The organism is Ruegeria sp. SAZD011, from assembly GCF_059612545.1.
In genome coordinates this window covers 196,957-216,473 of the sequence record NZ_JBXWQU010000031.1, presented here as the reverse complement: position 1 = coordinate 216,473, position 19,517 = coordinate 196,957, and the positions used below count along the sequence as shown (strand labels likewise).

Genomic DNA, 19,517 nt, shown 5'->3' with positions numbered 1-19,517 from the left:
ATCATGCCCCCTCGGCCGGGCGGTCCAGCACATCCAGCAAGGTGCGCAAAACCCCCTTGATCCGGGCGGCATCGGTATCGGCCAGCGCCGAGAGCAGCCGCGCCTCATGCGCGCGCGCCGAGGCGACCAGCGACTCGGCCAGCGCGCGGCCGTCATCGGTCAGCCGCACCCGCACGCGGCGCTTGTCCTTTGCATCGGCCACCCGTGTTACCAACCCGCGCGCGTCCATCTGATCAACGATCCGGGTCATCCTCGACTGTTCCATCAGCGACAGTTTGGCCAGCCGGGTGATCATCATCGCGTCATTGTCCACCAGACAGGCCAGCACCCGCCATTCGGGCACCCGCAGCCCCTGCGCGCGGATATGGTCGTGAAACTGGGCGCTGGCCTCCTCGCTGGAGGCGGCCAGAAGGTACAGCAGATAGCCGGAAACAAAGGTGTCGTCGCGCGTTTCGGTCATGGGTCCTGAATTTGTCTTGACTCGATTTATATGATTTTTCATATTTCCGACAGGGAGGCGCCGAAACATGCTTTTGCTGAGAATTGCGCAGAAACAGGCCGTGACCAAGCGGATTTCGGCCTTTACCCTGGTCGCGGCCGAAGGTGACCCCCTGCCCGACCATAGTGCCGGCGCCCATATCGAGGTGCAGACAGCAGCCGGGCCGCGCGCCTATTCGCTGATCGACTGGCCCGAGCGGCAGCCCGGCGCCTGGCAGATCGCGGTTCAGCGCGAAGACGAGGGCGATGGTGGCAGCCGCGCCATGCATGCCCTTTCCGAGGGCGACACGATCACGGCGACCGCCCCCAAAAACGATTTCGAACTGCATCCCGGTGACAAGCCTGTCGCCCTGCTGGCAGGTGGGATCGGGGTGACGCCGCTGATCTCGATGGCCACGGAACTGGCAGCGTCGGGGCGCGTGTTCACCTTTCATCATGCGGGCCGCAGCGCGGGCGACATGGCCTATGTCGACCGCCTGGCCGCTGCTTTTGGCGACCGCTACCATCCCCATTACGACGATACCGCGCCCTTGGACCTGAACACGCTGATGGCGGGTCTGACCGATCACGCCCTCTATATCTGCGGACCGAAAGGCATGATCGACGCCGCACGCACCGCCGCCGAGGCGGCGGGTATCGCCGAGATCCATGTGGAGCTGTTCACCAATGCCGCGCTCAGCGCGGGCGACAGCGCCTTCGAGATCGAGATTGCCTCGTCAGGCCAGGTCATCACCGTGGCGCCCGACCAGACCATCATCGAGGCGCTCGAGGCCGCGGGCCTCGACCCGCTTTATGATTGCCAACGCGGCGATTGCGGCATCTGCCAGACCGACGTGATCGCGGGCACCCCCGATCACCGCGACGTGGTGCTCAGCCAGGCCGAACGCGACAGCGGCAAGGTCATGCAAATCTGTGTCAGCCGGGCGCTCAGCGCGCGCCTTGTGCTGGATCTGTAAGGGAGGAAGGCATGAACGCGGACGATATCAGGGCCATGATCCAGCCCGGCCAGGTCCATCGCGATGTCTATATCAGCGATGCGGTCTATCGGCTGGAAATGCGCCACCTTTTCACCAATGCCTGGGTCTTTGTCGGCCATGACAGCCAGACCCCGAACAAGGGCGATTACATCACCACCCAGGTGGGCGACCAGCCGGTGATCATGGTGCGCCACACCGATGGCGAGGTGAAGGTTCTCTATAACCGCTGCCCGCACAAGGGCACCAAGATCGCCATCGACCGGGCCGGCAATACCGGCAAGTTCTTTCGCTGCCCCTATCACGCCTGGAGCTTCAAGACCGATGGTTGCCTGCTCGCCATCCCGCTGAAGAAGGGATACGAGGGCACCGGCCTGGCCGAGTCGCAGAACGGCAAGGGGATGCAGGCGGTGGGTGCGGTGCACAACTATCGCGGCTTTGTCTTTGCCCGGCTGGCCGAAGAGGGGATCGGGTTCGACGAATTCTTTGGCGGCTCGCTCAGTTCCATCGACAACATGGTCGACCGCGCGCCTGAAGGCCGCGTGGAAATCTCCGGCCCGCCGCTGCGCTACATGCACAAGTGCAACTGGAAAATGCTGGTCGAAAACCAGACCGACACCTGCCATCCGATGGTCGCGCATGAAAGCTCGGCCGGGACAGCAGTCAAGATCTATGAGCAGATGGGCAACCCCGAACCGCGCCCGCCCGCGATGCAGATCATCGCGCCGTTCATGAGCCCTTATGAGTTCTTCGAGGACATGGGCATCCGCACCTGGCCCAATGGCCACGGCCATACCGGCGTCAACATGTCGATCCATTCGAACTATGACGCCATCCCCGGCTATTTCGAGGCCATGGTCGAGAGCTACGGCGAGGAGCGCGCCAAGGCGATCCTGGACGAGAACCGGCACAACACCGTCTATTTCCCCAATATCATGATCAAGGCGCCGCTGACGCAGCTGCGCAACTTCATTCCGCTGGGGGCGGACCGGACGCTGGTGGAAAGCTATGTCTACCGGCTGGTCGGCGCGCCCGAGCAGCTGACCGCCATGTCTGCCATGTATAACCGGATGATCAACGCCCCCACTTCGATCGTGGGCCATGACGATCTGGAGATGTACGAGCGCGCGCAGGAGGGGCTGCATGCCGAGGGCATGCAATGGGTCGATATCCGGCGGTTGCATACAGGGCCTGAGGATTTCGAGACCGAAGCGGTCGAAAACGGCACCACCGAACGGCAGATGCGCAACCAGTTCCACGCCTGGGCCAAGTTCATGACCATGTCCATGGAGGACGCCCCCGGCGTCGCCGCCGAATGAGCGAGGGGAGCGGAACCATGACCACCCGCGACGACGTGATCGACTTCATTTATGCCGAAACCCGGATGCTGGACGAGGGTCGTTATACCGAATGGCTCGACCTGTGGCTGCCCGATGCCATCTACTGGATGCCGCTCGACTACAAGCAGGCCGATCCGGTCAATGCGACCTCGTTCCTTTACGAGGACAATTTCATGCTGCGCCTCAGGGTCGAGCGGCTGAATGGCGAGCGGACATTCTCGCAGAAACCCAAATCGCGCTGCAACCACGTGATCCAACGGCCCTTTGTCGATGTGTTCGACCCCGAGGCGGGCAAGTTCCAGACCGTGACCAACATGCATTATGTCGAGACGCGGCTGGACGAACAGCAGCTTTTGGCGCTGACCGTGACCCATGACCTGGCACTGGTGGACGGCGCATTCCGCATCGCGGGCAAGAAGGTGGAGCTGCTCAATTGCGACGCCGCCTTTGGCAATATCCAGCTGCTGCCGTGAGTACCGAGACGGTTTATGCCGCCATCGCGGCCACGGCGGCACGCTGGCCGGACCGCCCGCTGCTTGACGTGCTGCCCGGCACGGCGGCGGCCTATGGCATCGCGGCTGGGCCAGTCAGCTATGGCACCTTCCTTGCACGCGTGGATGCGCGGGCCGAGGCGCTGGAACGGGCGGGCTATGGCGCGGGGATGCGGGTGGCGGCGCTGTTGGAAAACCGGCCCGTGTTCTTCGAGCTGTTCGCCGCTCTCAACCGCATCGGCGCGTCTATCGTGCCGATCAACCCCGACCTGCGGGCGGCGGAACTGGAATACCTGATCGGCCATGCGCAACCGGCGCTGATCGTCGCCCTGCCCGCCCGCGCGGACGAGCTGCGCGCGGCGGCCATGGCGGCAGGCGTCACAGCCCCGGTCATCGGGGCCGGGGACGCCCCGCCCCCACCCCGCGCAAATGCCGCCGTGACCGAGCCGCGTGAGGGCGAGGCGCGCGAGGCGGCACTGCTTTATACCTCGGGCACCACCGGCAACCCAAAGGGCTGCGTGCTGCCCAATGCCTATTTCCTGCTGGCGGGGCGGTGGTATGCCGATCTGGGCGGGGTCGCCTCGCTGACCGAAAAGGGTGAGCGGATGATCACGCCCCTGCCGATCTTTCACATGAACGCCATGGCCTATTCCTTCATGGCGATGGTCACCGTGGGCGGCTGCCTGATCGCGCTTGACCGGTTCCACCCGTCCAGCTGGTGGGCCGATGTGGCCAAGGCGCGCGCCACCTGCCTGCATTACCTGGGCGTCATGCCCTCGATCCTGATGTCCCTGCCCGAGGGACCACAGGACCGCGCCCATCAGGTGCGCTTCGGCTTTGGCGCGGGCATCGACCCGAAATTGCAGGCCGGGTTCGAGGCGCGGTTCGGCTTTCCGCTGATCGAGGCCTGGGCGATGACCGAAACCGGCGCCGGCGCGGTGATCGCCGCCCATACAGATGACCGGCTGATCGGCCAATCCTGTCTGGGCCGGGCCGAAGGCTGGGTTGCCGCCCGCGTGGTCACCGATACCGGGCAGGACGCCGCCCCGGACGAGCCGGGCGAACTCCTCGTCCGCAATGCCGGTCCCGATCCGCGCTACGGCTTTTTCTCGCATTACGACAAGAACCCCGAGGCCACCGCCGAGGCCTGGGAAGGCGGCTGGTTCCACACCGGCGATATCGTGCGCCGCGACGCGCAGGGCCGGTTCTTCTTCGTGGACCGCAAGAAGAACGTGATCCGCCGCTCGGGCGAAAATATCGCGGCGGTCGAGGTGGAAAGCGTGCTGATGCGCCACCCGTCCATCCGCGCGGCGGGCGTGGCCGCCGTGCCCGACCCGATGCGCGGGGACGAGGTGTTCGCCTGCCTGCGCGTCGATGCCCCCTCGCCCGATCTTGCCCATCAGATTGCCCAATGGGCGCTGACTCAGATGGCCTATTACAAGGTGCCCGGCTATATTGCCTTTGTGGACAACCTGCCGATGACCCCGACCCAGAAGATCCAGCGCAAGGCGCTGAAGGAGATGGCCGAGGCGCTGCTGGCGGATCCGGCCACGGTGACGCTGACCCATCTCAAGAAACGGCAGGTGGCGTGATGGCGCGGCCTGCCAGCTATGACGGCGTGGCGCTGGTGGCGCCCTTCTCGACGCCCTATCAGCGTTATTCCATCGACACCGCCCATCACTGGATCGCCACCGCCCTGCGCGGGTCATTGCGGGCGGCGGGGCTGAAGCCCGGCGATCTCGATGGGTTCCAGGTCGCGTCCTTCACGCTGTTCCCCGATACCGCAGTGGGGCTGACCCAGCATCTGGGCCTCTGCCCGCGCTGGCTGGACCATATCCCGATGGGCGGCGCCTCGGCGGGCGTGGCCCTGCGCCGGGCGGCGCGCGCTGTGCAGGCGGGTGACGCCGAAATCATCGCCTGCGTGGCGGGCGACACCAACCATATCGACAGTTTCCGGCAACTCCTGTCGAGCTTCTCGCGCTTTGCCATGGATGCCAGCTATCCCTATGGCTACGGCGGCCCGAATGCGAGCTTTGCCCTGCTCACCGACCGCTACATGACCGAATACGGTGCCACGCGCGAGGATTTCGGGCGGCTCTGCGTGGCCCAGCGTGCCAATGCGCTGAAAAACCCCAACGCGGTGATGAAGAAACCGCTGACGATGGAGCAATACCTGGGTGCCCGCCCCATCGCCGACCCGATCGCGCTGTTTGACTGCGTGATGCCCTGCGCGGGGGCCGAAGCGTTTCTGATCATGTCCGAGGATCGGGCGCGGGCGCTGAACCTGCCCTATGCCCGGCTGGCGGCCGCGATCGAGCGGCACAATGCCCATGCCGACGACCCGATCCAGCTGCGCGGCGGCTGGACGATGGATGTGGATGTGCTCTGGGATCAGGCCGGGATGGCACCGCAGGACATGGATCTGGTGCAGACCTATGACGACTATCCGGTGATTTCGATGATGCAGATCGAGGATCTGGGGTTTTGCGCCAAGGGCGAGGCCCCTGCGTTTCTGCGCGACAAGGATCTGACCGTTTCGGGCGACTTCCCGCATAACACCTCGGGCGGGCAGCTTTCTGGCGGTCAGGCCGGGGCAGCGGGTGGCTTCATCGGCATGGTCGAGGCGATCCGCCAGGTCACCGGACAGGCGGGCGGCACGCAGGTGCCGGGCGCGGAACGGGCGCTGGTGTCGGGCTTTGGGCTGATCAATTTCGACCGTGGCCTCTGTTCCAGCGCCGCTGTCCTCACGACCGGAGCGCGCGCATGACCCATCCCCTATCCCCACCGCCCAGGAAAGACCCGCAGAAACGCTCGGTCTCGCCGACGCGCCCGCCCGAGGTTCGCTCGCGCGCCGCCCTCCACCTGACCGCCGCCGCCGCCGAGGGGCGGTTTGCCCTGCAACGCTGCGCCGACTGCGGCAAGGTGCAATACCCGCCGCGCGATGCCTGTTCCGCCTGCCTGAGCACAGACCTGCCATGGCAGGACATGGCGCCAGGCGGTACGCTGATCGCCGAGACCACGGTGCAGACTTCGCCGCGCCTTTACTTCCGCGAGCGGATGCCATGGCGCGCAGGCACCGTGCAGCTCGATGCCGGGCCCACCGTGCTCGCCCATATCCATGGCGATGTGGCGCGCCACGCCCGCGTGCGCGTCACCGCCCGGCTCGACCAGTCGGGACAGGGCGTGCTGGTCGCCCTGCCCGAAACCGACACCCCGAACATGGAGGACGACCCGCTGATGCGTGCCCTCTCTGCCGACCCCAAACACCGCCGCGTGCTGATCACCGATGCCCGCAGTGCCCAAGCGCCAGCGCTGGTCCGCGCCCTGCAAAAGGCGGGCGCGGCGATCATCTTCGCCGGTGAGCCGGAAAGCTGGCGACCCTATCCGCAGCGTTCTGAACTTGAGGCGCTGGGGGTCCAGATCCTGCCGATGGACGTGACCGACACCGCATCGGTGCAGAAACTGGCGGGCGAGATCGGTGGCAAGACCGACATCCTGATCAACACCGCCCGGTTCCTGCGTCCCGGCGGCGTGCTGGATCGAGGCGATACCGGCTTTGCCCGCGACGAACTGGAGGTGAATTTCCTCGGCCTGATGCGGCTGGCCCAGGCCTTTGGTCCGGCCATGTGCGCGCGCGCCTCGGACGGCGTGAATGCCGCCGCCGCCTGGGTCAACCTGCTGAGTGTCGGCGCGCTGAGTAATGCCCGCCCCTTCGGCGCCTATTCCGCCAGCCAGGCGGGGGCCTATTCCCTCAGCCAGTCGCTGCGCGCCGAATTCCGGCCCTCGGGCCTGAGAGTGATGAACGTGTTCTTCGGCCCCACCGAAGAGGATGACTGGTACCAGCCGCTGCCGCCGCCGCGCGTCACCGCCTCCGCCTTGGCCCGCTCTGTCGTGGACGGGCTGCAACGGGGATTGGAAGACGTCTGGTGCGGCGACATCGCCCAGGACCTGCGCGACCGTTTTCGCCGCGACCCCAAGGTGCTGGAACGCGAAATGACGCTGGGAGGAGAAGGCGCATGAGCACTCTGGCCAATCTTGCCACCCGCATCGCCAGCGGAGAGATCCGGGTTGTCGACCTGACCCACACGCTCGACCCCGATTTCCCGGTCATCATCCTGCCGCCCGAATTCGGCCAATGCGCCCGCTTTCGGATGGAAGAGATCAGCGCCTATGACCATCGCGGCCCGGCGTGGAAATGGCACAATATCTCGATGTCCGAACACACCGGCACCCATTTCGACGCGCCCGCGCACTGGATCTCGGGCCGTGACCTGCCGCACGCGGCGGTGGACGAGATCGACCCGGCCGATTTCATCGGCCCGGTCTGCGTGATCGACTGTTCTCAAGGTGCCGCGCAGGACGAAGATTTCGAACTGACCGTTCCCCTGATCGAAGGCTGGGAGGCCGCCCATGGCCGCATCCCCGCCGGGGCCTGGGTGCTGATGCGCACCGACTGGTCGAAACGGCGCGGTGCCGCATACCTCAACATGCGCGAGGACGGACCGCATTCGCCCGGACCGACGCCAGAAGCGATCCGCTTCCTGATCGACCAGCGCGACATTCGCGGCTTTGGCGTCGAAACCGTGGGCACCGATGCCGGTCAGGGCAGCCATTATACCCCGCCCTATCCGGCGCATTACTATCTGCATGGCGCGGGGCGGTTCGGGCTGCAATGCCTGTCGGATCTTGATCAGTTACCGCCCACCGGCGCGGTGCTGATCGCAGCGCCCCTCAAGATCAAGAACGGCACCGGCAGCCCGCTCAGGGTACTGGCGCTGGTGGAGGAGACATGACCCATACCGCCGTCATCACCGGGGGCAACAAGGGCATCGGCGCCGATCTGGCGCAGGCGCTCCTGGCGCGCGACTACACGGTCGTGTCGATCTCGCGCCACGCGCCCGAGGTCAGCCACCCACGCCTCCACTCGGTCGAGGCCGATCTCCTGGACCCGCAGGCGGTGGCCGAAGCCGCCGCTGAAGTCGCGACCAACCACGAGGTTACCCACCTGATCCACAATGCGGGCCTGATCTGGCCCAACCTGATCGAAGAGGCCGAGCCCTCGGACATCACCGGGCTGGCGCAACTGCATCTGGGGTCCGCCCTGACCCTGCTCAAGGCGTTTCTGCCCGCGATGAAGACGCGCCAGTTCGGGCGGGTGATGTTCAACGGCTCACGCGCCGCCCTTGGCGCACCCACACGCACCGCCTATGGCGCCACCAAGGCCGGCATGATCGGCATGGCGCGCACCTGGGCGCTGGAGCTGGCCCCCCATGGCATCACCGTCAACGTGGTGGCGCCCGGCCCGATCCTGACTGACAATTTCTGGGGCATCGTGGAAAAGGACAGCCCCCAGCAAGAGGCGCTGGCCAAGCGTATCCCCATGGGCCGCCTGGGCCGCGTCGATGACGTCACCCGCGCCTTTCTGTTCTTTTGCGATCCCGAAAACAGCTTTGTCACCGGTCAGACGCTCTATGTCTGCGGCGGGGCCAGTATCGGCTCGCTGCAAATCTGAGGCTGCCCGCGCTTTCCCGCCTTGCCAAGGCTCACCCCACGGGTCACCAATAGCCCCATGAACACATTACCGACCTGGGGCGTAGTGGCCACCGTCAAGGCACCCGAGCAAGAGATCCTCCGCTTTGCCGCCTGGCATCTGGAACAGGGCGCGCATCGGCTGTTCCTCTATCTCGACGATCCCGACCCGGCGGTGTTCTCGCGGCTCAAGGCACACCCGCGCATCCGGGTCTTTGCCTGCGACGAGAGTTACTGGCAGCGGCGCAAACTGACCCGCCCTGTCAAGCACCAGGCCCGCCAGACGATGAATGCCCGCCATGCCTATAACCGTGCCGATGTGGACTGGCTGGCCCATATCGACGTGGATGAATTCATCTGGTCCGAAACGCCTATTGCGACGATCCTGTCGGGCCTACCCGCCGACACGCTCTGCGCCCGGATGCGCCCGATCGAGGCTCTTGCGGGCGAGGATGCGTTCTACAAGGCGTTCATCCCCGGCGGCCCGGCCCGAGACGGCATCGTGCGCCGCCTCTACCCGACTTTTGGCGCCTTTGTAAAAGGTGGTTTCATGAGCCATGTGGCCGGCAAGGTCTTTGCCCGCACCGGCATGGAAAAGGTCGATTTCCGCATTCACAACATCTTTCGCAACAAGGTAATGAACCCGCACCAGGTGGAGTTGGACACGGTCGACCTTTGCCACCGGCACGGCGCCGATTGGGATCACTGGATCGCCGCCTATCGCTATCGCATCGCCAAAGGGTCCTATCGCCCTGACCTGGCCCCCAATGTCCCGCGTGAGGCGGGCGGACTGAGCATGCACGAACTGCTGAGCGGTATCGAGGAAGAGGAAGGCGAAGCCGGTTTGCGCGCCTTCTTCGACGAGTTGAACGCAACCACCCCCGAAGGCCGGGCGCGGTTGCGGGCCGAGGGCATGCTCAAGCACCGTCCGCTCGACCTCGATGCGGCGCTGCTCAAACAGTTTCCCCTTTGACAGCAACCTGTTTCCGGAATGGAAACAAAGACGCTCGAAGCCGGTGCTGCATGCGCAACATTTGACGCTGGCCGGGCTTTTTGATATGCCCCGCCCAGCCGTTACGCGAAAGACGCGCAATCAGGTCGCACGGACCCGGCGATACGACAGACGTGCGGGCCCGAATAGTGTCCGCAAACATCGGACACCCATGACAAAATTTTCTGAACTGAACCTCAATCCCAAAGTACTCAAGGCCATCGACGAGGCCGGCTATGAAACGCCGACTCCGATCCAGGCAGGCGCTATCCCGCCCGCCCTCGAGGGTCGCGACGTGTTGGGCATCGCCCAGACCGGCACCGGCAAGACCGCCAGTTTCACGCTGCCGATGATCACGCTGCTGGCCCGTGGACGCGCCCGGGCGCGGATGCCGCGCAGCCTGGTCCTGTGTCCGACACGGGAACTGGCCGCGCAGGTGGCCGAGAATTTCGACACCTATACCAAGCACCTGAAACTGACCAAGGCGCTGCTCATTGGCGGTGTCAGCTTCAAGGAGCAGGATGCGCTGATCGACCGGGGCGTCGACGTGCTGATCGCCACGCCGGGCCGGTTGCTCGATCATTTCGAACGCGGCAAGCTCTTGCTCACCGGCGTGCAGATCATGGTGGTGGACGAGGCCGACCGGATGCTCGACATGGGATTCATCCCCGATATCGAGCGTATCTTCAGCCTGACCCCCTTTACCCGGCAGACGCTGTTCTTCTCGGCCACCATGGCGCCCGAGATCGAGCGGATCACCAATACCTTCCTCAGCGCGCCCGCACGGATCGAGGTCGCCCGCCAGGCCACGGCATCCGAAACCATCGAACAGGGCGTGGTGCTGTTCAAGGGCTCGCGCCGCGACCGCGAAGCGAGCGAAAAACGCGCCGTTCTGCGGGCGCTGATCGACGCCGAGGGCGAGAAATGCACCAACGCGATCATCTTCTGCAACCGCAAGACGGATGTGGATATCGTCGCGAAATCGCTGCAAAAATACGGCTATGATGCGGCGCCGATCCACGGCGACCTGGATCAGAGCCAGCGCACCCGGACGCTGGACGGGTTCCGCGAAGGCAAACTGCGCCTGCTGGTGGCCTCGGACGTGGCCGCACGCGGGCTGGATGTGCCCTCGGTGAGCCATGTGTTCAACTTCGACGTGCCGGGCCACCCCGAGGATTACGTGCACCGGATCGGCCGCACCGGCCGCGCGGGCCGCGACGGCAAGGCGATCACGCTCTGCATCCCGCGTGACGAAAAGGCGCTCGATGCCATCGAGAAGCTGATCCAGAAGGAGATCCCGCGTCTCGAAAACCCGGCCAAGACCGAGGAAAGGGCCGAGGCGAAACCCCGCCGCGAGGAAAAACCGGTCAAGGCCGACAAATCCCGCCGCAGCGAAGCCGAAAAACCGAGACGCAGCGAGACCGACAAGCCCGAAACCGACAAGCGCGAGCCGCGCAGCCGCAAGGGCGACGACCGCCGCGACCGCAAGGAAGACCGCGGCGCCAAAGTGGTTGGGATGGGAGATCACCTGCCCAGCTTCATCGCGCTCAGCTTCGAGGAGCGGCGCGCCAGCTGAGCGGGCGCAAGGGGGCGCTGCCCCCGTCCTGCGGACTCCCCCGGAGTATTTTTGGCGAAATGAAGAGGCTTGGACAGATCAGGCTTCTTTCTGGTCAGAAATACTCCGGAGCGCGAGGCAGCGCCTCGCAAAAGACCGCCGCGCGGCACGCGCGGCCCGGCCCAACGCCGGACGGGGCTCTCGCAGAGAGCACCAGGCCGGGGGCGGGAGCGCCCCGCTCTCGGGTCAGATCGCCAGCACCAATGCCAGGATCGACAGGCCGAGCAGCGCGATGCCCGCAATCTCGCGCCCAGTGATCCTTTCCCGGAAAAACAGGGTCGAGGCCATCAGGCTGAAGATCAGCTCCACCTGCCCCAGCGCCTTGACATAGGCCGCGTTCTGAAGCGTGAAGGCGAGAAACCAGCAGAACGACCCGCCCAGGCTGGTGAGCCCGACAAAGGCGCCGGTGTTCCGCGTGGCCCAGACGGCGGCCAGCTGCGCCCGGTCGCGCCACCAGAGCCAGAGCGCCATCGACACCAGCTGGAACGAGACCACCGCGGCCAGCGTCACCAGTGCCCGGAACCAGGGCGTGAGATCGCCCAGTTCCAGCGAGGCCGCCCGGTAGCTCACCGCCGAAAAGGCAAACAGAACGCCCGAGCCCAGCCCCAGTTGCGAGGCACGGTTGGTCAGATGCCGCCACCAGGCGCCAGATCCTCCGGGCGTTTTCGACAAGAGCAGCACCGCTGCCAGCCCCAGCAAGATGGCACCCAGCGCGCCGAAGGACACGCCCTCTCCCAGAATGACAAAGCCGACGATCGCGGTCTGGATCACCTCGGTCTTCTTGAAGGTGATGCCGACGGCAAAGTTGCGTTGCTTGAACAGTGCCACCACGCAGATGGTGGCAAGGATCTGGGCGGTGCCGCCGATGGCGACAAACAGCCAGAACCGTGGTCCCAGCTCCGGCAGATCAAAACCACCGGCGGTGGTGGCAATCAAGAGCCCCGCCAGTGCCAGCGGCGCGGAATAGAGGAAGCGGGCAAAGGTGGCGCCGGAGGCCGACAGTTTCACCGTCGCCAGCGATTTTTGCAGCATGAACCGCACGGTCTGAAACAGCGCGGCGGCGAGGGTGACAGGGATCCAGAGGCTCATGCGCCTCTTGTGGCCTCAAATCAGGGCTTTGGCCAGAGCGGATGCGGCACCGGATCCTTGGCGCGCCAGAAATAGCGGCGGAACACCTCGGCATAAGAGGCGTAGCTGTAGCCCTCGTTGCAACTGAGATACCGCTCCTTGCCCGCCCGATAGAGCGCGGGCAGCGCATACCAGGGGGCGCCCGGGTTCATGTGATGCACCACGTGGTAATTGTTGTTGAGGAAAAGGAACGCCAACAGCCCCCGATCCTCGATCACCACGGTGCGGGCGCGCGATTTCTCATGCGCGCGATGTTCCAGAAAGGTGCGGATCTTGAGCAGGCCCAGCCCGATATAGGCTGAGAGCGCAAAGGCCCAAATGGGCATCGGTGACAGGGTTACCACCCAGAGCACCACCGCCATGCCGGGCAGGTGCAGCGCCCAGGCCAAGAGGATCGCGCGGTCGCCGCGCAGCGCGCCGCGCGCCTCGTCACGCAGGAAACAGGCGGTTCCGATCAGCGGCCCCAGCACCATGCGCCCCGCCAGCGTGTTGTTCAGCGCATAGAGGCGCCGCTGCCAGCCCGGCAGGCGCGACCAGATGGCGGGGTCGAGATAGTTGCTCTCGGGGTCGTCATAGGGGTCGGTCAGGTTCGCATCCAGGTGATGGGCCAGGTGCAGGTCGCGGAACCGGTTGTAGGGGATGCACAGCGTCAGCGGCAGCGCCATCAGCGCCTCGTTCAGCCAGCGATAGCGGAACGGGTGACCATGCAGCGCCTCATGCGTCAGCGAGGAATGCAGCGCCGCAACCAGCCCCATCGCCGGAATGGCGAGCCAGAGCGACAGCCCGGCCAGCCCGAAGATCACCAAGAGCCAGGCGGCATAGCAGGCGAGGATCAGCGCGAAAGTGCCCCATTCGGCGCGCTCGGGCAGGCGCGGCTCAGACATGGCGGCCCCAGCGGATGCCGGCCCAGACACGTTCGTAGACCAGGTAGAGGGTGAAACCCAGTGCCGTGTTCACCAGTGCCAGCGTACCGCCCAACGCCACCGATCCGGTCGCCACCAGCCCCACCAGCGTCATGGTGACCAGCCCCAGCAGGTTCCAGACCACTGCCTTGACCACCGATCTCTGCCGCGTGTCCATATGTCCTCCATTGTCATGTTCACGAATTTGTTATCCGGCGGCGCGCAGCGTGAGAATTCTGAATATGATTAACAAAATTCATCGAATGTGATATTTATAAACACATGTTGGATAGAATGGACAAACGAGATCGCGCCGCCCAGTTCCGCCAGCGCCTGATCCGCGCGATGGAACTGCGCCAGATCACGCAAAGCGCATTGGCTCGCGATGTGGGGGTGGACCGGTCCACGATTTCGCAACTGCTGACCGATAGCGGTGCGCGGCTGCCCAATGGGCATGTGGTGGGCGCCTGTGCCTCGGCGCTTGGGGTATCTACGGATTGGCTGCTGGGCTTGTCGGACCGACCGGAAAGCGCGGCGGAACTGCTGGCCAGTTCGCTGACAATGACCGAGGCGCCGCGCGCGCTGGTCGACGAGCGCATCTATGAATGGCACCGCGAGGCGGCAGGCTACAAGATCCGTTATGTGCCCGCCGCCCTGCCCGACATGCTCAAGACCCGCGCGGTGCTGGAATGGGAATATGCGCCGCATCTGGGCCGGACGGCCGATCAGGCCATCGGCGCGTCCGAGGACCGGCTGGCCTGGATGCGCAGCGCCCAGTCGGATTACGAGATCGCCATGCCCCTGTTCGAGCTGGAGAGCTTTGCCCAGGGCGCGGGCTATTACCGAGGCCTCGACCCGGCGGTGCGGCGAGAACAGATCGACCATCTGCTGGCGCTTTGCGAACAGCTCTATCCCCGGCTGCGCATCTATCTCTACGACGCCAAGCGGCTTTATTCGGCGCCGATGACCATATTCGGCCCTCTGCTCTGCGTGTTCTACGCGGGCAGCCACTACATGGCCTTTCGCGACCGCGACCGGATCGAGGTCTTTACCCGCCAGTTCGACACGCTGGTGCGCGAGGCGGATCTGACCGCGCGCGACCTGCCAGCCCATCTGCGTCGGCTCAGGGCGGCGATTCCGGGCTGAACCGCAGGCGTGTCCTGCGCAGGACCGGGTTTTGTGCTATACTGATCGTCCGAGGTAATCGTAACCGCTTATGGAGGAGCCCCGAATGGACACCATCCAGACCGCAGAATATGCCCGTGCGCTCTATGCCGCGCATGGTGACAAGGCCGAGGCCGAAGCAGCACAGAAAGAGCAGCACTGCAAGGCCCTGGGCAATCAGGACGAGGCGCAGAGCTGGCAGGCGGTACGCCGTGCGATCCGCCAGATGCGCGGCGCCAACCAGAGCTAGACCTGATTATTTCTCGGTCGCGAATCCGTCGAAAGGCTACCGGCTTTCGGCAGATGGTCTATATCGGCCGACATGAACAGTTTTCATTTCGATAACAGGACAGGCCTCCCCGAGGCGCTGCGGGTGCTGCTTGAGGCGCATCCGCGCGAGAGTTGGCAGGCCGATCCCAACTTTCACGGTCTGGTCAGTTTCTGGCTGGAGCGCCATATGATGTTCCGCCAGATCATGGCGCATATGCAGGCCGAGACGCGCGCCTTCCTGGATGCCGAGCGGGACGCGGCACGGTTCGCGCAGGGCATCGCGCGCTATGGCGGCATGTTCGTGAACCAGTTGCATGGGCATCACCAGATCGAGGACCAGCACTATTTTCCCCTGCTCAGGACCAAGGACCGCCGTATCGAGACGGGGTTCGACCTGTTGGACGCGGACCACCATGCGCTGGACGGGCTGCTGAACCGGTTCGTGGAACAGGCCAATGGGGCGATCCAGGCGGCCAATGGCCCAGACGCCCGCACCAGCGCCGGGGCGCTGCTGACTGGGTTGGGTGATCTGGAGCGGATGATCGGCCGCCATCTTGAGGATGAAGAGGACCTGATCGTACCGATCATCCTGAAACACGGCGCCGACACTCTGGGGTAGCCATGGAAACCGTGGTTGGGGACCAACATGTGGTCCTTGTACCCGATGGCCTCTCCGCAAGGCGCGACGGTCGCACGATTTCAAAGAAATCGTGTCCACAAGGTTTGTGCCAAACCTTGTCCCCGCGCGGTTGCGCCGGTGCGCCCCGGTCAGACCTTGGGGTCGGGGTTCACCGTATGGCCATCGACCGCAATCACCTGCCCCGACACCAGCCGCGCCGCGTCAGACCCCAGAAACACCGCCATGTTGGCGATGTCCGCCGCTTCGACGAAGCGGCCCATCGAGGTGCCCGAGGCGTAACCCGCATAGACCTGATCGCGGGTCATGCCCTTGGCGGCCGCCTCGCGCGCCAGCACGCCCTCCATCCGCGGTCCTTCGACCGAACCGGGACAGATCACGTTGCAGCGGACCCCGTGCGGGCCCAGTTCCATTGCCAGCGTCTTGGCCAGGCCGATCACCCCCCATTTCGCCGCCGCATAGGGCCCGCGATAGGGAAAACCGTATTGCCCGGCGGTGGAAGAGGTGATGACGATGCTGCCCGCGCCCTGCCGTTTCAGCAACGGGGCGGCGTATTTGGCACATAGAAATGCACCGTCGAGATTGACGGCGATACAGGCGCGCCAGCCGTCGAGCGGCATATCCTCGACAAGCGCGGTAGGCCCGGCGATCCCCGCATTGGAACAGAGCGTATCAAGCCCGCCCCAGTCGGCCTCGATGTCGGCAAAGAGCGCCGCGACCGAGGCCTCATCCGCCACATCGACCACACTCTGCCGCCAGTGGGCGGGACAGGCGGCCAGCGCCGCCTGGTCCACATCCGCGATCCAGACCTGCGCCCCCGCCGCGTCAAAGGCCTCGGCCATGGCGCGGCCGATGCCGCCGGCACCAGCGGTGATCAGAACGCGCGCGCTCATGCCGGTTTCCGGATCGCGCTGCCCGCGCCTTCGGGGTACGGCAGGCCCGCCTGCGCCTCTGCGATGCGGGCCATGGCGGCCTCGATCGCGGGCGAAGGCGCGCAGGGTTTGCGGGTTTCCAGGCTCACATGCAGCAGGAAGCTCTCACCGGTGGCCAAGAGCTTGTCGCCCTCGTACATGCGATGGAACAGGTGCAGCTTCTTGCCCTGCCCCAGCAACATCTGGGTTTCGACCCGGATCCGCGCGCCTGCGTGAGTCTCGTCCAGATGGCGGATATGGGTTTCTGCGGTGAAATAGCTGCCGCCATTGGCGATGTAGTCGGCGTCGCAGCCGAGGATCTCCATGAACCGGTCGGTGGAATTGGCAAAGGCCTCCAGGTATTTCGACTCGGTCATGTGGCCGTTGTAATCGGTCCAGTCGAGCGGCACCGCGCGCGACAAGGTCAGGATCGGCTGGCTCAGGTCGGCGGTCTCCAGATCGGGCAGCGCCTTGGGCTTCAACGCCGCGTCATGCGTGTTCAGCACCGCACCCGCACCCCAGTTCTGCGCCTTGAGCGCCCGCATCATGCCGACAAGGTTGTTGTCGCGGATGCGTTCCAGTTCGCGGATCGTATGGTGCCCCGATTGCGCATCCGACTGGCCCGCGATCAGGTCGACCAGCTCATCGGTGAATTCGGGCACATCCATCAGCTTGGTCCAGGGCCAGCTGAGGCAGGGGCCGAACTGCGCCATGAAATGCTTCATCCCCGCCTCGCCGCCCGCCACGCGATAGGTCTCGAACAGGCCCATCTGCGCCCAGCGGATGCCGAACCCCATGCGGATCGCCTCATCGATCTCTTCGGTGGTGGCGATGCCGTCCTTGACCAGCCACAGCGCCTCGCGCCAGACGGCCTCCAGAAAGCGGTCGGCGATATGGGCGTCGATCTCCTTGCGCACATGCAGCGGGAACTGACCCAGTCCGCGCATGATCTCCTTGGCGCGCTCGATCATCTCGGGGCTGTTTTCCGGCGTCGTCACCAATTCGATCAGCGGCAGCAGGTAGACCGGGTTGAACGGGTGCGTCACCACGATCTGACCGGGGCGCAGCGCGCCCTCCTGCAATTCGCTAGGCTTGAAGCCAGAGGTCGAGGAGCCAAGGATCGCATCCGGATCGCAGGCCTCCTGGATCGAACGATAGACCTTGAGCTTGAGGTCCAGCCGCTCGGGCACGCTCTCCTGGATCCACGCGGCCCCTGCCACCGCCTCAGCCAGATCGGTGTGAAAGCTGAGCTTGCCCTCGGGCGGCAGCGGCATGTCGCTGAGACCGGGCAGCGAACGGCGGGCATTGGCCAGCACCTCGCCGATCTTGCGTTCGGCTTGCGGGTCGGGGTCGAACACCCGAACATCCCAGCCGTTGAGCAGAAAGCGCGCGGCCCAGCCGCCGCCGATCACGCCGCCACCGATGATTGCAGCCGTTGTCATGACGGCCTCTCCTTCTTTGTCCATGTTCCGTGTTTCAACGCGGGTCTTGCGCCACGTCGATCAGTTTGCTCGTGTCATAGCCACTGGCGGTCAGCGCCGCCTCGGCCCGGGCGCGCATGTCGGCGCCGATCCGGGGCTCGCGCGCCAGGATCCAACCCGTCTTGCCGCGCGGGGTGCCGATGGCGGCAACGGTGTAGCCCTCGTCGATATAGAGAACCCAGTAGTCGCCGCGCGCAAAGGGCAGCCAGGGCACGAAGGTGACCGACAGCTTGCCCGGCCCCTCGACCCGCGCCACACCTTCAGCCGTGGTCACCGGCCCGTCGAGCGCGCCCTTGCGGCAGGTGTTGATCACAGTCACCTTCCCGTCGTCGCGCAGGGCATAATCGGCGGTGACACCGACGCAGCCCTCTTCGAACCGGTTGGGAAAGCGCGCGATCTCGTACCAGCGGCCAAGATAGCGGTCGATGTCCAGCGCCGGCACCGCGTTGATCTCGACCGAGCGGTCGCGATAGGTCTCGGCCCCTGCCACAGACGCGGCAAGGGCGAAGACAGCCGCAAACGCCGCCGCCAGCCGGGTCACTTCGCCACCGGTGCGCGTTTCACCAGGCCCAGCTTTTCGCGCACCTCCTGCGGCCCGATCACCCGCGCGCCCATGTTCGACACGATGCCCGCGGCCCGTTCAACCAGTTGCCAGTTCTCGGCCAGCACGCCCTTGTCGAGCCAGAGGTTATCCTCGAGCCCGACGCGCACGTTGCCCCCCGCCAGCACCGACGCCGCGGCATAGGCCATCTGGTTGCGCCCCAAAGAGAAGGCGCTGAAGGTCCAGTCGTCGGGCACGTTGTTGACCATCGCCATGAAGGTATTGAGGTCATCGGGCGCGCCCCATGGCACACCCATGCAGAGCTGCACCAGAGCCGGCCCGTCCAGCACGCCATCCTTGACCAGTTGCTTGGCATACCACAGGTGGCCGGTGTCAAACGCCTCGATCTCGGGCTTGACGCCCAGTTCGGTCATCATCCGGCCCATGGCGGTCAGCATACCGGGCGTGTTGGTCATCACGTAATCGGCCTCGGCAAAGTTCATGGTGCCGCAGTCGAGCGTGCAGATCTCGGGCAGGCATTCGGCCACATGCGCCACGCGCTCGGTGGCGCCGACCATGTCGGTGCCCTTTTCACGCAGCGGCAGCGGGTTTTCGACATCGCCGAATATCATGTCACCACCCATGCCGGCGGTCAGGTTCAGCACCACATCGACCTCGGCATCGCGGATACGGTCGGTCACCTCGCGATACAGGTCCAGCCGGCGCGAAGGCGCCCCCGTCTCGGGGTCGCGCACATGGCAATGCACCACCGCCGCCCCCGCCTTGGCCGCCGCAATCGCGCTCTCGGCGATCTGCTTGGGGCTGCGCGGCACATGCGGGCTGCGATCCTGGGTGCCGCCCGAGCCGGTGACGGCGCAGGTGATGAAGACCTCGCGGTTCATTTCCAGAGGCATGTCGGTTTTCCCTTGTTTTTACCGGTTTCTCCCCGGGGTTGTCCCCAGATTTGTCCCCGGATTCCGATTTGCGTTGTGTGCGACTCTGGCGCAGCCTTGCGGCGACCACTTGCCAGAATGCGAATCGAACT

21 protein-coding genes are annotated in these 19,517 nt (G+C 65.3%); 13 read left to right on the top strand and 8 right to left on the bottom strand.

What is annotated here, in order from left to right; translation table 11 throughout:
- Position 1: 1 nt before the first annotated feature.
- Complete coding sequence (locus tag AC2FLM_RS17080) at positions 2 to 460, bottom strand: MarR family winged helix-turn-helix transcriptional regulator (protein WP_234166846.1); 459 nt, start codon at positions 458 to 460, stop codon at positions 2 to 4.
- A 67-nt stretch (positions 461 to 527) separates the two neighbouring features.
- On the opposite strand from AC2FLM_RS17080, the gene AC2FLM_RS17075 reads away from it, so the two are divergent.
- The 10 genes from AC2FLM_RS17075 (at position 528) to AC2FLM_RS17030 (ending at position 11,399) form a co-directional block, all read left to right on the top strand.
- Positions 528 to 1,454: a PDR/VanB family oxidoreductase gene (locus AC2FLM_RS17075; RefSeq protein ID WP_496859258.1), complete on the top strand. Its 927-nt coding sequence runs from the start codon at positions 528 to 530 to the stop codon at positions 1,452 to 1,454.
- 11 nt (positions 1,455 to 1,465) lie between these two features.
- Positions 1,466 to 2,791 carry an aromatic ring-hydroxylating dioxygenase subunit alpha gene (locus AC2FLM_RS17070; RefSeq protein ID WP_496859257.1) on the top strand — a complete coding sequence of 442 codons (1,326 nt, stop codon included), beginning with the start codon at positions 1,466 to 1,468 and terminating at the stop codon, positions 2,789 to 2,791.
- A 17-nt stretch (positions 2,792 to 2,808) separates the two neighbouring features.
- Complete coding sequence (locus AC2FLM_RS17065) at positions 2,809 to 3,285, top strand: aromatic-ring-hydroxylating dioxygenase subunit beta (protein WP_496859256.1); 477 nt, start codon at positions 2,809 to 2,811, stop codon at positions 3,283 to 3,285.
- Positions 3,282 to 4,895 (top strand): AMP-binding protein, encoded by a 1,614-nt coding sequence (locus AC2FLM_RS17060; protein ID WP_496859255.1) that lies wholly within the window; start codon positions 3,282 to 3,284, stop codon positions 4,893 to 4,895. Before AC2FLM_RS17065 ends, AC2FLM_RS17060 begins: the two co-directional genes overlap by 4 nt.
- Positions 4,895 to 6,070 carry a thiolase family protein gene (locus AC2FLM_RS17055; RefSeq protein WP_496859254.1) on the top strand — a complete coding sequence of 392 codons (1,176 nt, stop codon included), beginning with the start codon at positions 4,895 to 4,897 and terminating at the stop codon, positions 6,068 to 6,070. Before AC2FLM_RS17060 ends, AC2FLM_RS17055 begins: the two co-directional genes overlap by 1 nt.
- Entirely contained in the window at positions 6,067 to 7,323 is a 1,257-nt protein-coding gene (locus AC2FLM_RS17050) for an SDR family NAD(P)-dependent oxidoreductase (RefSeq protein ID WP_496859253.1), read from the top strand. Before AC2FLM_RS17055 ends, AC2FLM_RS17050 begins: the two co-directional genes overlap by 4 nt.
- Positions 7,320 to 8,096, top strand: coding sequence for a cyclase family protein (locus tag AC2FLM_RS17045; protein ID WP_496859252.1), 777 nt, complete (start codon positions 7,320 to 7,322; stop codon positions 8,094 to 8,096). Before AC2FLM_RS17050 ends, AC2FLM_RS17045 begins: the two co-directional genes overlap by 4 nt.
- On the top strand, positions 8,093 to 8,815 hold the full coding sequence (locus tag AC2FLM_RS17040; protein ID WP_496859251.1) for an SDR family NAD(P)-dependent oxidoreductase: 723 nt from the start codon (positions 8,093 to 8,095) through the stop codon (positions 8,813 to 8,815). Before AC2FLM_RS17045 ends, AC2FLM_RS17040 begins: the two co-directional genes overlap by 4 nt.
- A 57-nt stretch (positions 8,816 to 8,872) precedes the next feature.
- Positions 8,873 to 9,805: a glycosyltransferase family 2 protein gene (locus AC2FLM_RS17035; protein WP_496859250.1), complete on the top strand. Its 933-nt coding sequence runs from the start codon at positions 8,873 to 8,875 to the stop codon at positions 9,803 to 9,805.
- 190 nt (positions 9,806 to 9,995) lie between these two features.
- Positions 9,996 to 11,399 carry a DEAD/DEAH box helicase gene (locus tag AC2FLM_RS17030; protein WP_496859249.1) on the top strand — a complete coding sequence of 468 codons (1,404 nt, stop codon included), beginning with the start codon at positions 9,996 to 9,998 and terminating at the stop codon, positions 11,397 to 11,399.
- Between the two features lie 225 nt (positions 11,400 to 11,624).
- Here the strand turns inward: AC2FLM_RS17030 and AC2FLM_RS17025 are convergent, their stop codons facing one another.
- The 3 genes from AC2FLM_RS17025 to AC2FLM_RS17015 are packed head-to-tail and all read right to left on the bottom strand — an operon-like array spanning position 11,625 to position 13,646.
- Complete coding sequence (locus AC2FLM_RS17025; RefSeq protein ID WP_234218875.1) at positions 11,625 to 12,527, bottom strand: EamA family transporter; 903 nt, start codon at positions 12,525 to 12,527, stop codon at positions 11,625 to 11,627.
- Positions 12,528 to 12,547: 20 nt separating this feature from the next.
- Positions 12,548 to 13,450, bottom strand: coding sequence for a fatty acid desaturase (locus AC2FLM_RS17020; RefSeq protein WP_496859248.1), 903 nt, complete (start codon positions 13,448 to 13,450; stop codon positions 12,548 to 12,550).
- Complete coding sequence (locus tag AC2FLM_RS17015) at positions 13,443 to 13,646, bottom strand: DUF2061 domain-containing protein (RefSeq protein WP_234137913.1); 204 nt, start codon at positions 13,644 to 13,646, stop codon at positions 13,443 to 13,445. Before AC2FLM_RS17015 ends, AC2FLM_RS17020 begins: the two co-directional genes overlap by 8 nt.
- A 104-nt stretch (positions 13,647 to 13,750) precedes the next feature.
- Between AC2FLM_RS17015 and AC2FLM_RS17010 the strand changes: the two genes are divergently transcribed.
- From AC2FLM_RS17010 to AC2FLM_RS17000, 3 genes are all read left to right on the top strand, one after another.
- The gene (locus tag AC2FLM_RS17010; RefSeq protein ID WP_234144923.1) at positions 13,751 to 14,614 is read left to right on the top strand and encodes a helix-turn-helix domain-containing protein; all 864 of its coding nucleotides are present in this window, start codon (positions 13,751 to 13,753) and stop codon (positions 14,612 to 14,614) included.
- A gap of 85 nt (positions 14,615 to 14,699) precedes the next feature.
- A complete protein-coding gene (locus AC2FLM_RS17005) occupies positions 14,700 to 14,882 on the top strand; it encodes a hypothetical protein (RefSeq protein WP_234144922.1) in 183 nt (60 codons plus the stop codon).
- A gap of 72 nt (positions 14,883 to 14,954) precedes the next feature.
- Entirely contained in the window at positions 14,955 to 15,521 is a 567-nt protein-coding gene (locus AC2FLM_RS17000; RefSeq protein WP_234184002.1) for a hemerythrin domain-containing protein, read from the top strand.
- A gap of 149 nt (positions 15,522 to 15,670) precedes the next feature.
- On the opposite strand, the gene AC2FLM_RS16995 is transcribed toward AC2FLM_RS17000, so the two are convergent.
- Genes AC2FLM_RS16995 through bcoG form a run of 4 tightly spaced genes read right to left on the bottom strand, consistent with a single transcriptional unit; the run spans position 15,671 to position 19,386 of the window.
- Positions 15,671 to 16,432 carry an SDR family oxidoreductase gene (locus tag AC2FLM_RS16995; RefSeq protein ID WP_496859247.1) on the bottom strand — a complete coding sequence of 254 codons (762 nt, stop codon included), beginning with the start codon at positions 16,430 to 16,432 and terminating at the stop codon, positions 15,671 to 15,673.
- Positions 16,429 to 17,892: a carnitine 3-dehydrogenase gene (locus AC2FLM_RS16990; RefSeq protein WP_496859246.1), complete on the bottom strand. Its 1,464-nt coding sequence runs from the start codon at positions 17,890 to 17,892 to the stop codon at positions 16,429 to 16,431. The genes AC2FLM_RS16995 and AC2FLM_RS16990 overlap by 4 nt, the downstream gene beginning before the upstream one ends.
- Positions 17,893 to 17,926: 34 nt before the next feature.
- Positions 17,927 to 18,472 (bottom strand): lipocalin family protein, encoded by a 546-nt coding sequence (locus AC2FLM_RS16985; protein WP_496859245.1) that lies wholly within the window; start codon positions 18,470 to 18,472, stop codon positions 17,927 to 17,929.
- Positions 18,469 to 19,386 carry a 3-dehydrocarnitine:acetyl-CoA trimethylamine transferase BcoG gene (gene bcoG / locus AC2FLM_RS16980; RefSeq protein ID WP_234137907.1) on the bottom strand — a complete coding sequence of 306 codons (918 nt, stop codon included), beginning with the start codon at positions 19,384 to 19,386 and terminating at the stop codon, positions 18,469 to 18,471. The genes AC2FLM_RS16985 and bcoG overlap by 4 nt, the downstream gene beginning before the upstream one ends.
- Positions 19,387 to 19,517 lie beyond the last annotated feature (131 nt).

Excerpts from the sequence above, each read along its gene's own strand:
- AC2FLM_RS17080 (WP_234166846.1), bottom strand. The coding sequence starts at position 460 with ATGACCGAAACGCGCGACGACACCTTTGTTTCCGGCTATCTGCTGTAC.
- AC2FLM_RS17075 (WP_496859258.1), top strand. The coding sequence starts at position 528 with ATGCTTTTGCTGAGAATTGCGCAGAAACAGGCCGTGACCAAGCGGATT.
- AC2FLM_RS17070 (WP_496859257.1), top strand. The coding sequence starts at position 1,466 with ATGAACGCGGACGATATCAGGGCCATGATCCAGCCCGGCCAGGTCCAT.
- AC2FLM_RS17065 (WP_496859256.1), top strand. The coding sequence starts at position 2,809 with ATGACCACCCGCGACGACGTGATCGACTTCATTTATGCCGAAACCCGG.
- AC2FLM_RS17055 (WP_496859254.1), top strand. The coding sequence starts at position 4,895 with ATGGCGCGGCCTGCCAGCTATGACGGCGTGGCGCTGGTGGCGCCCTTC.
- AC2FLM_RS17050 (WP_496859253.1), top strand. The coding sequence starts at position 6,067 with ATGACCCATCCCCTATCCCCACCGCCCAGGAAAGACCCGCAGAAACGC.
- AC2FLM_RS17045 (WP_496859252.1), top strand. The coding sequence starts at position 7,320 with ATGAGCACTCTGGCCAATCTTGCCACCCGCATCGCCAGCGGAGAGATC.
- AC2FLM_RS17040 (WP_496859251.1), top strand. The coding sequence starts at position 8,093 with ATGACCCATACCGCCGTCATCACCGGGGGCAACAAGGGCATCGGCGCC.
- AC2FLM_RS17035 (WP_496859250.1), top strand. The coding sequence starts at position 8,873 with ATGAACACATTACCGACCTGGGGCGTAGTGGCCACCGTCAAGGCACCC.
- AC2FLM_RS17030 (WP_496859249.1), top strand. The coding sequence starts at position 9,996 with ATGACAAAATTTTCTGAACTGAACCTCAATCCCAAAGTACTCAAGGCC.
- AC2FLM_RS17025 (WP_234218875.1), bottom strand. The coding sequence starts at position 12,527 with ATGAGCCTCTGGATCCCTGTCACCCTCGCCGCCGCGCTGTTTCAGACC.
- AC2FLM_RS17020 (WP_496859248.1), bottom strand. The coding sequence starts at position 13,450 with ATGTCTGAGCCGCGCCTGCCCGAGCGCGCCGAATGGGGCACTTTCGCG.
- AC2FLM_RS17015 (WP_234137913.1), bottom strand. The coding sequence starts at position 13,646 with ATGGACACGCGGCAGAGATCGGTGGTCAAGGCAGTGGTCTGGAACCTG.
- AC2FLM_RS17010 (WP_234144923.1), top strand. The coding sequence starts at position 13,751 with ATGTTGGATAGAATGGACAAACGAGATCGCGCCGCCCAGTTCCGCCAG.
- AC2FLM_RS17005 (WP_234144922.1), top strand. The coding sequence starts at position 14,700 with ATGGACACCATCCAGACCGCAGAATATGCCCGTGCGCTCTATGCCGCG.
- AC2FLM_RS17000 (WP_234184002.1), top strand. The coding sequence starts at position 14,955 with ATGAACAGTTTTCATTTCGATAACAGGACAGGCCTCCCCGAGGCGCTG.
- AC2FLM_RS16995 (WP_496859247.1), bottom strand. The coding sequence starts at position 16,432 with ATGAGCGCGCGCGTTCTGATCACCGCTGGTGCCGGCGGCATCGGCCGC.
- AC2FLM_RS16990 (WP_496859246.1), bottom strand. The coding sequence starts at position 17,892 with ATGACAACGGCTGCAATCATCGGTGGCGGCGTGATCGGCGGCGGCTGG.
- bcoG (WP_234137907.1), bottom strand. The coding sequence starts at position 19,386 with ATGCCTCTGGAAATGAACCGCGAGGTCTTCATCACCTGCGCCGTCACC.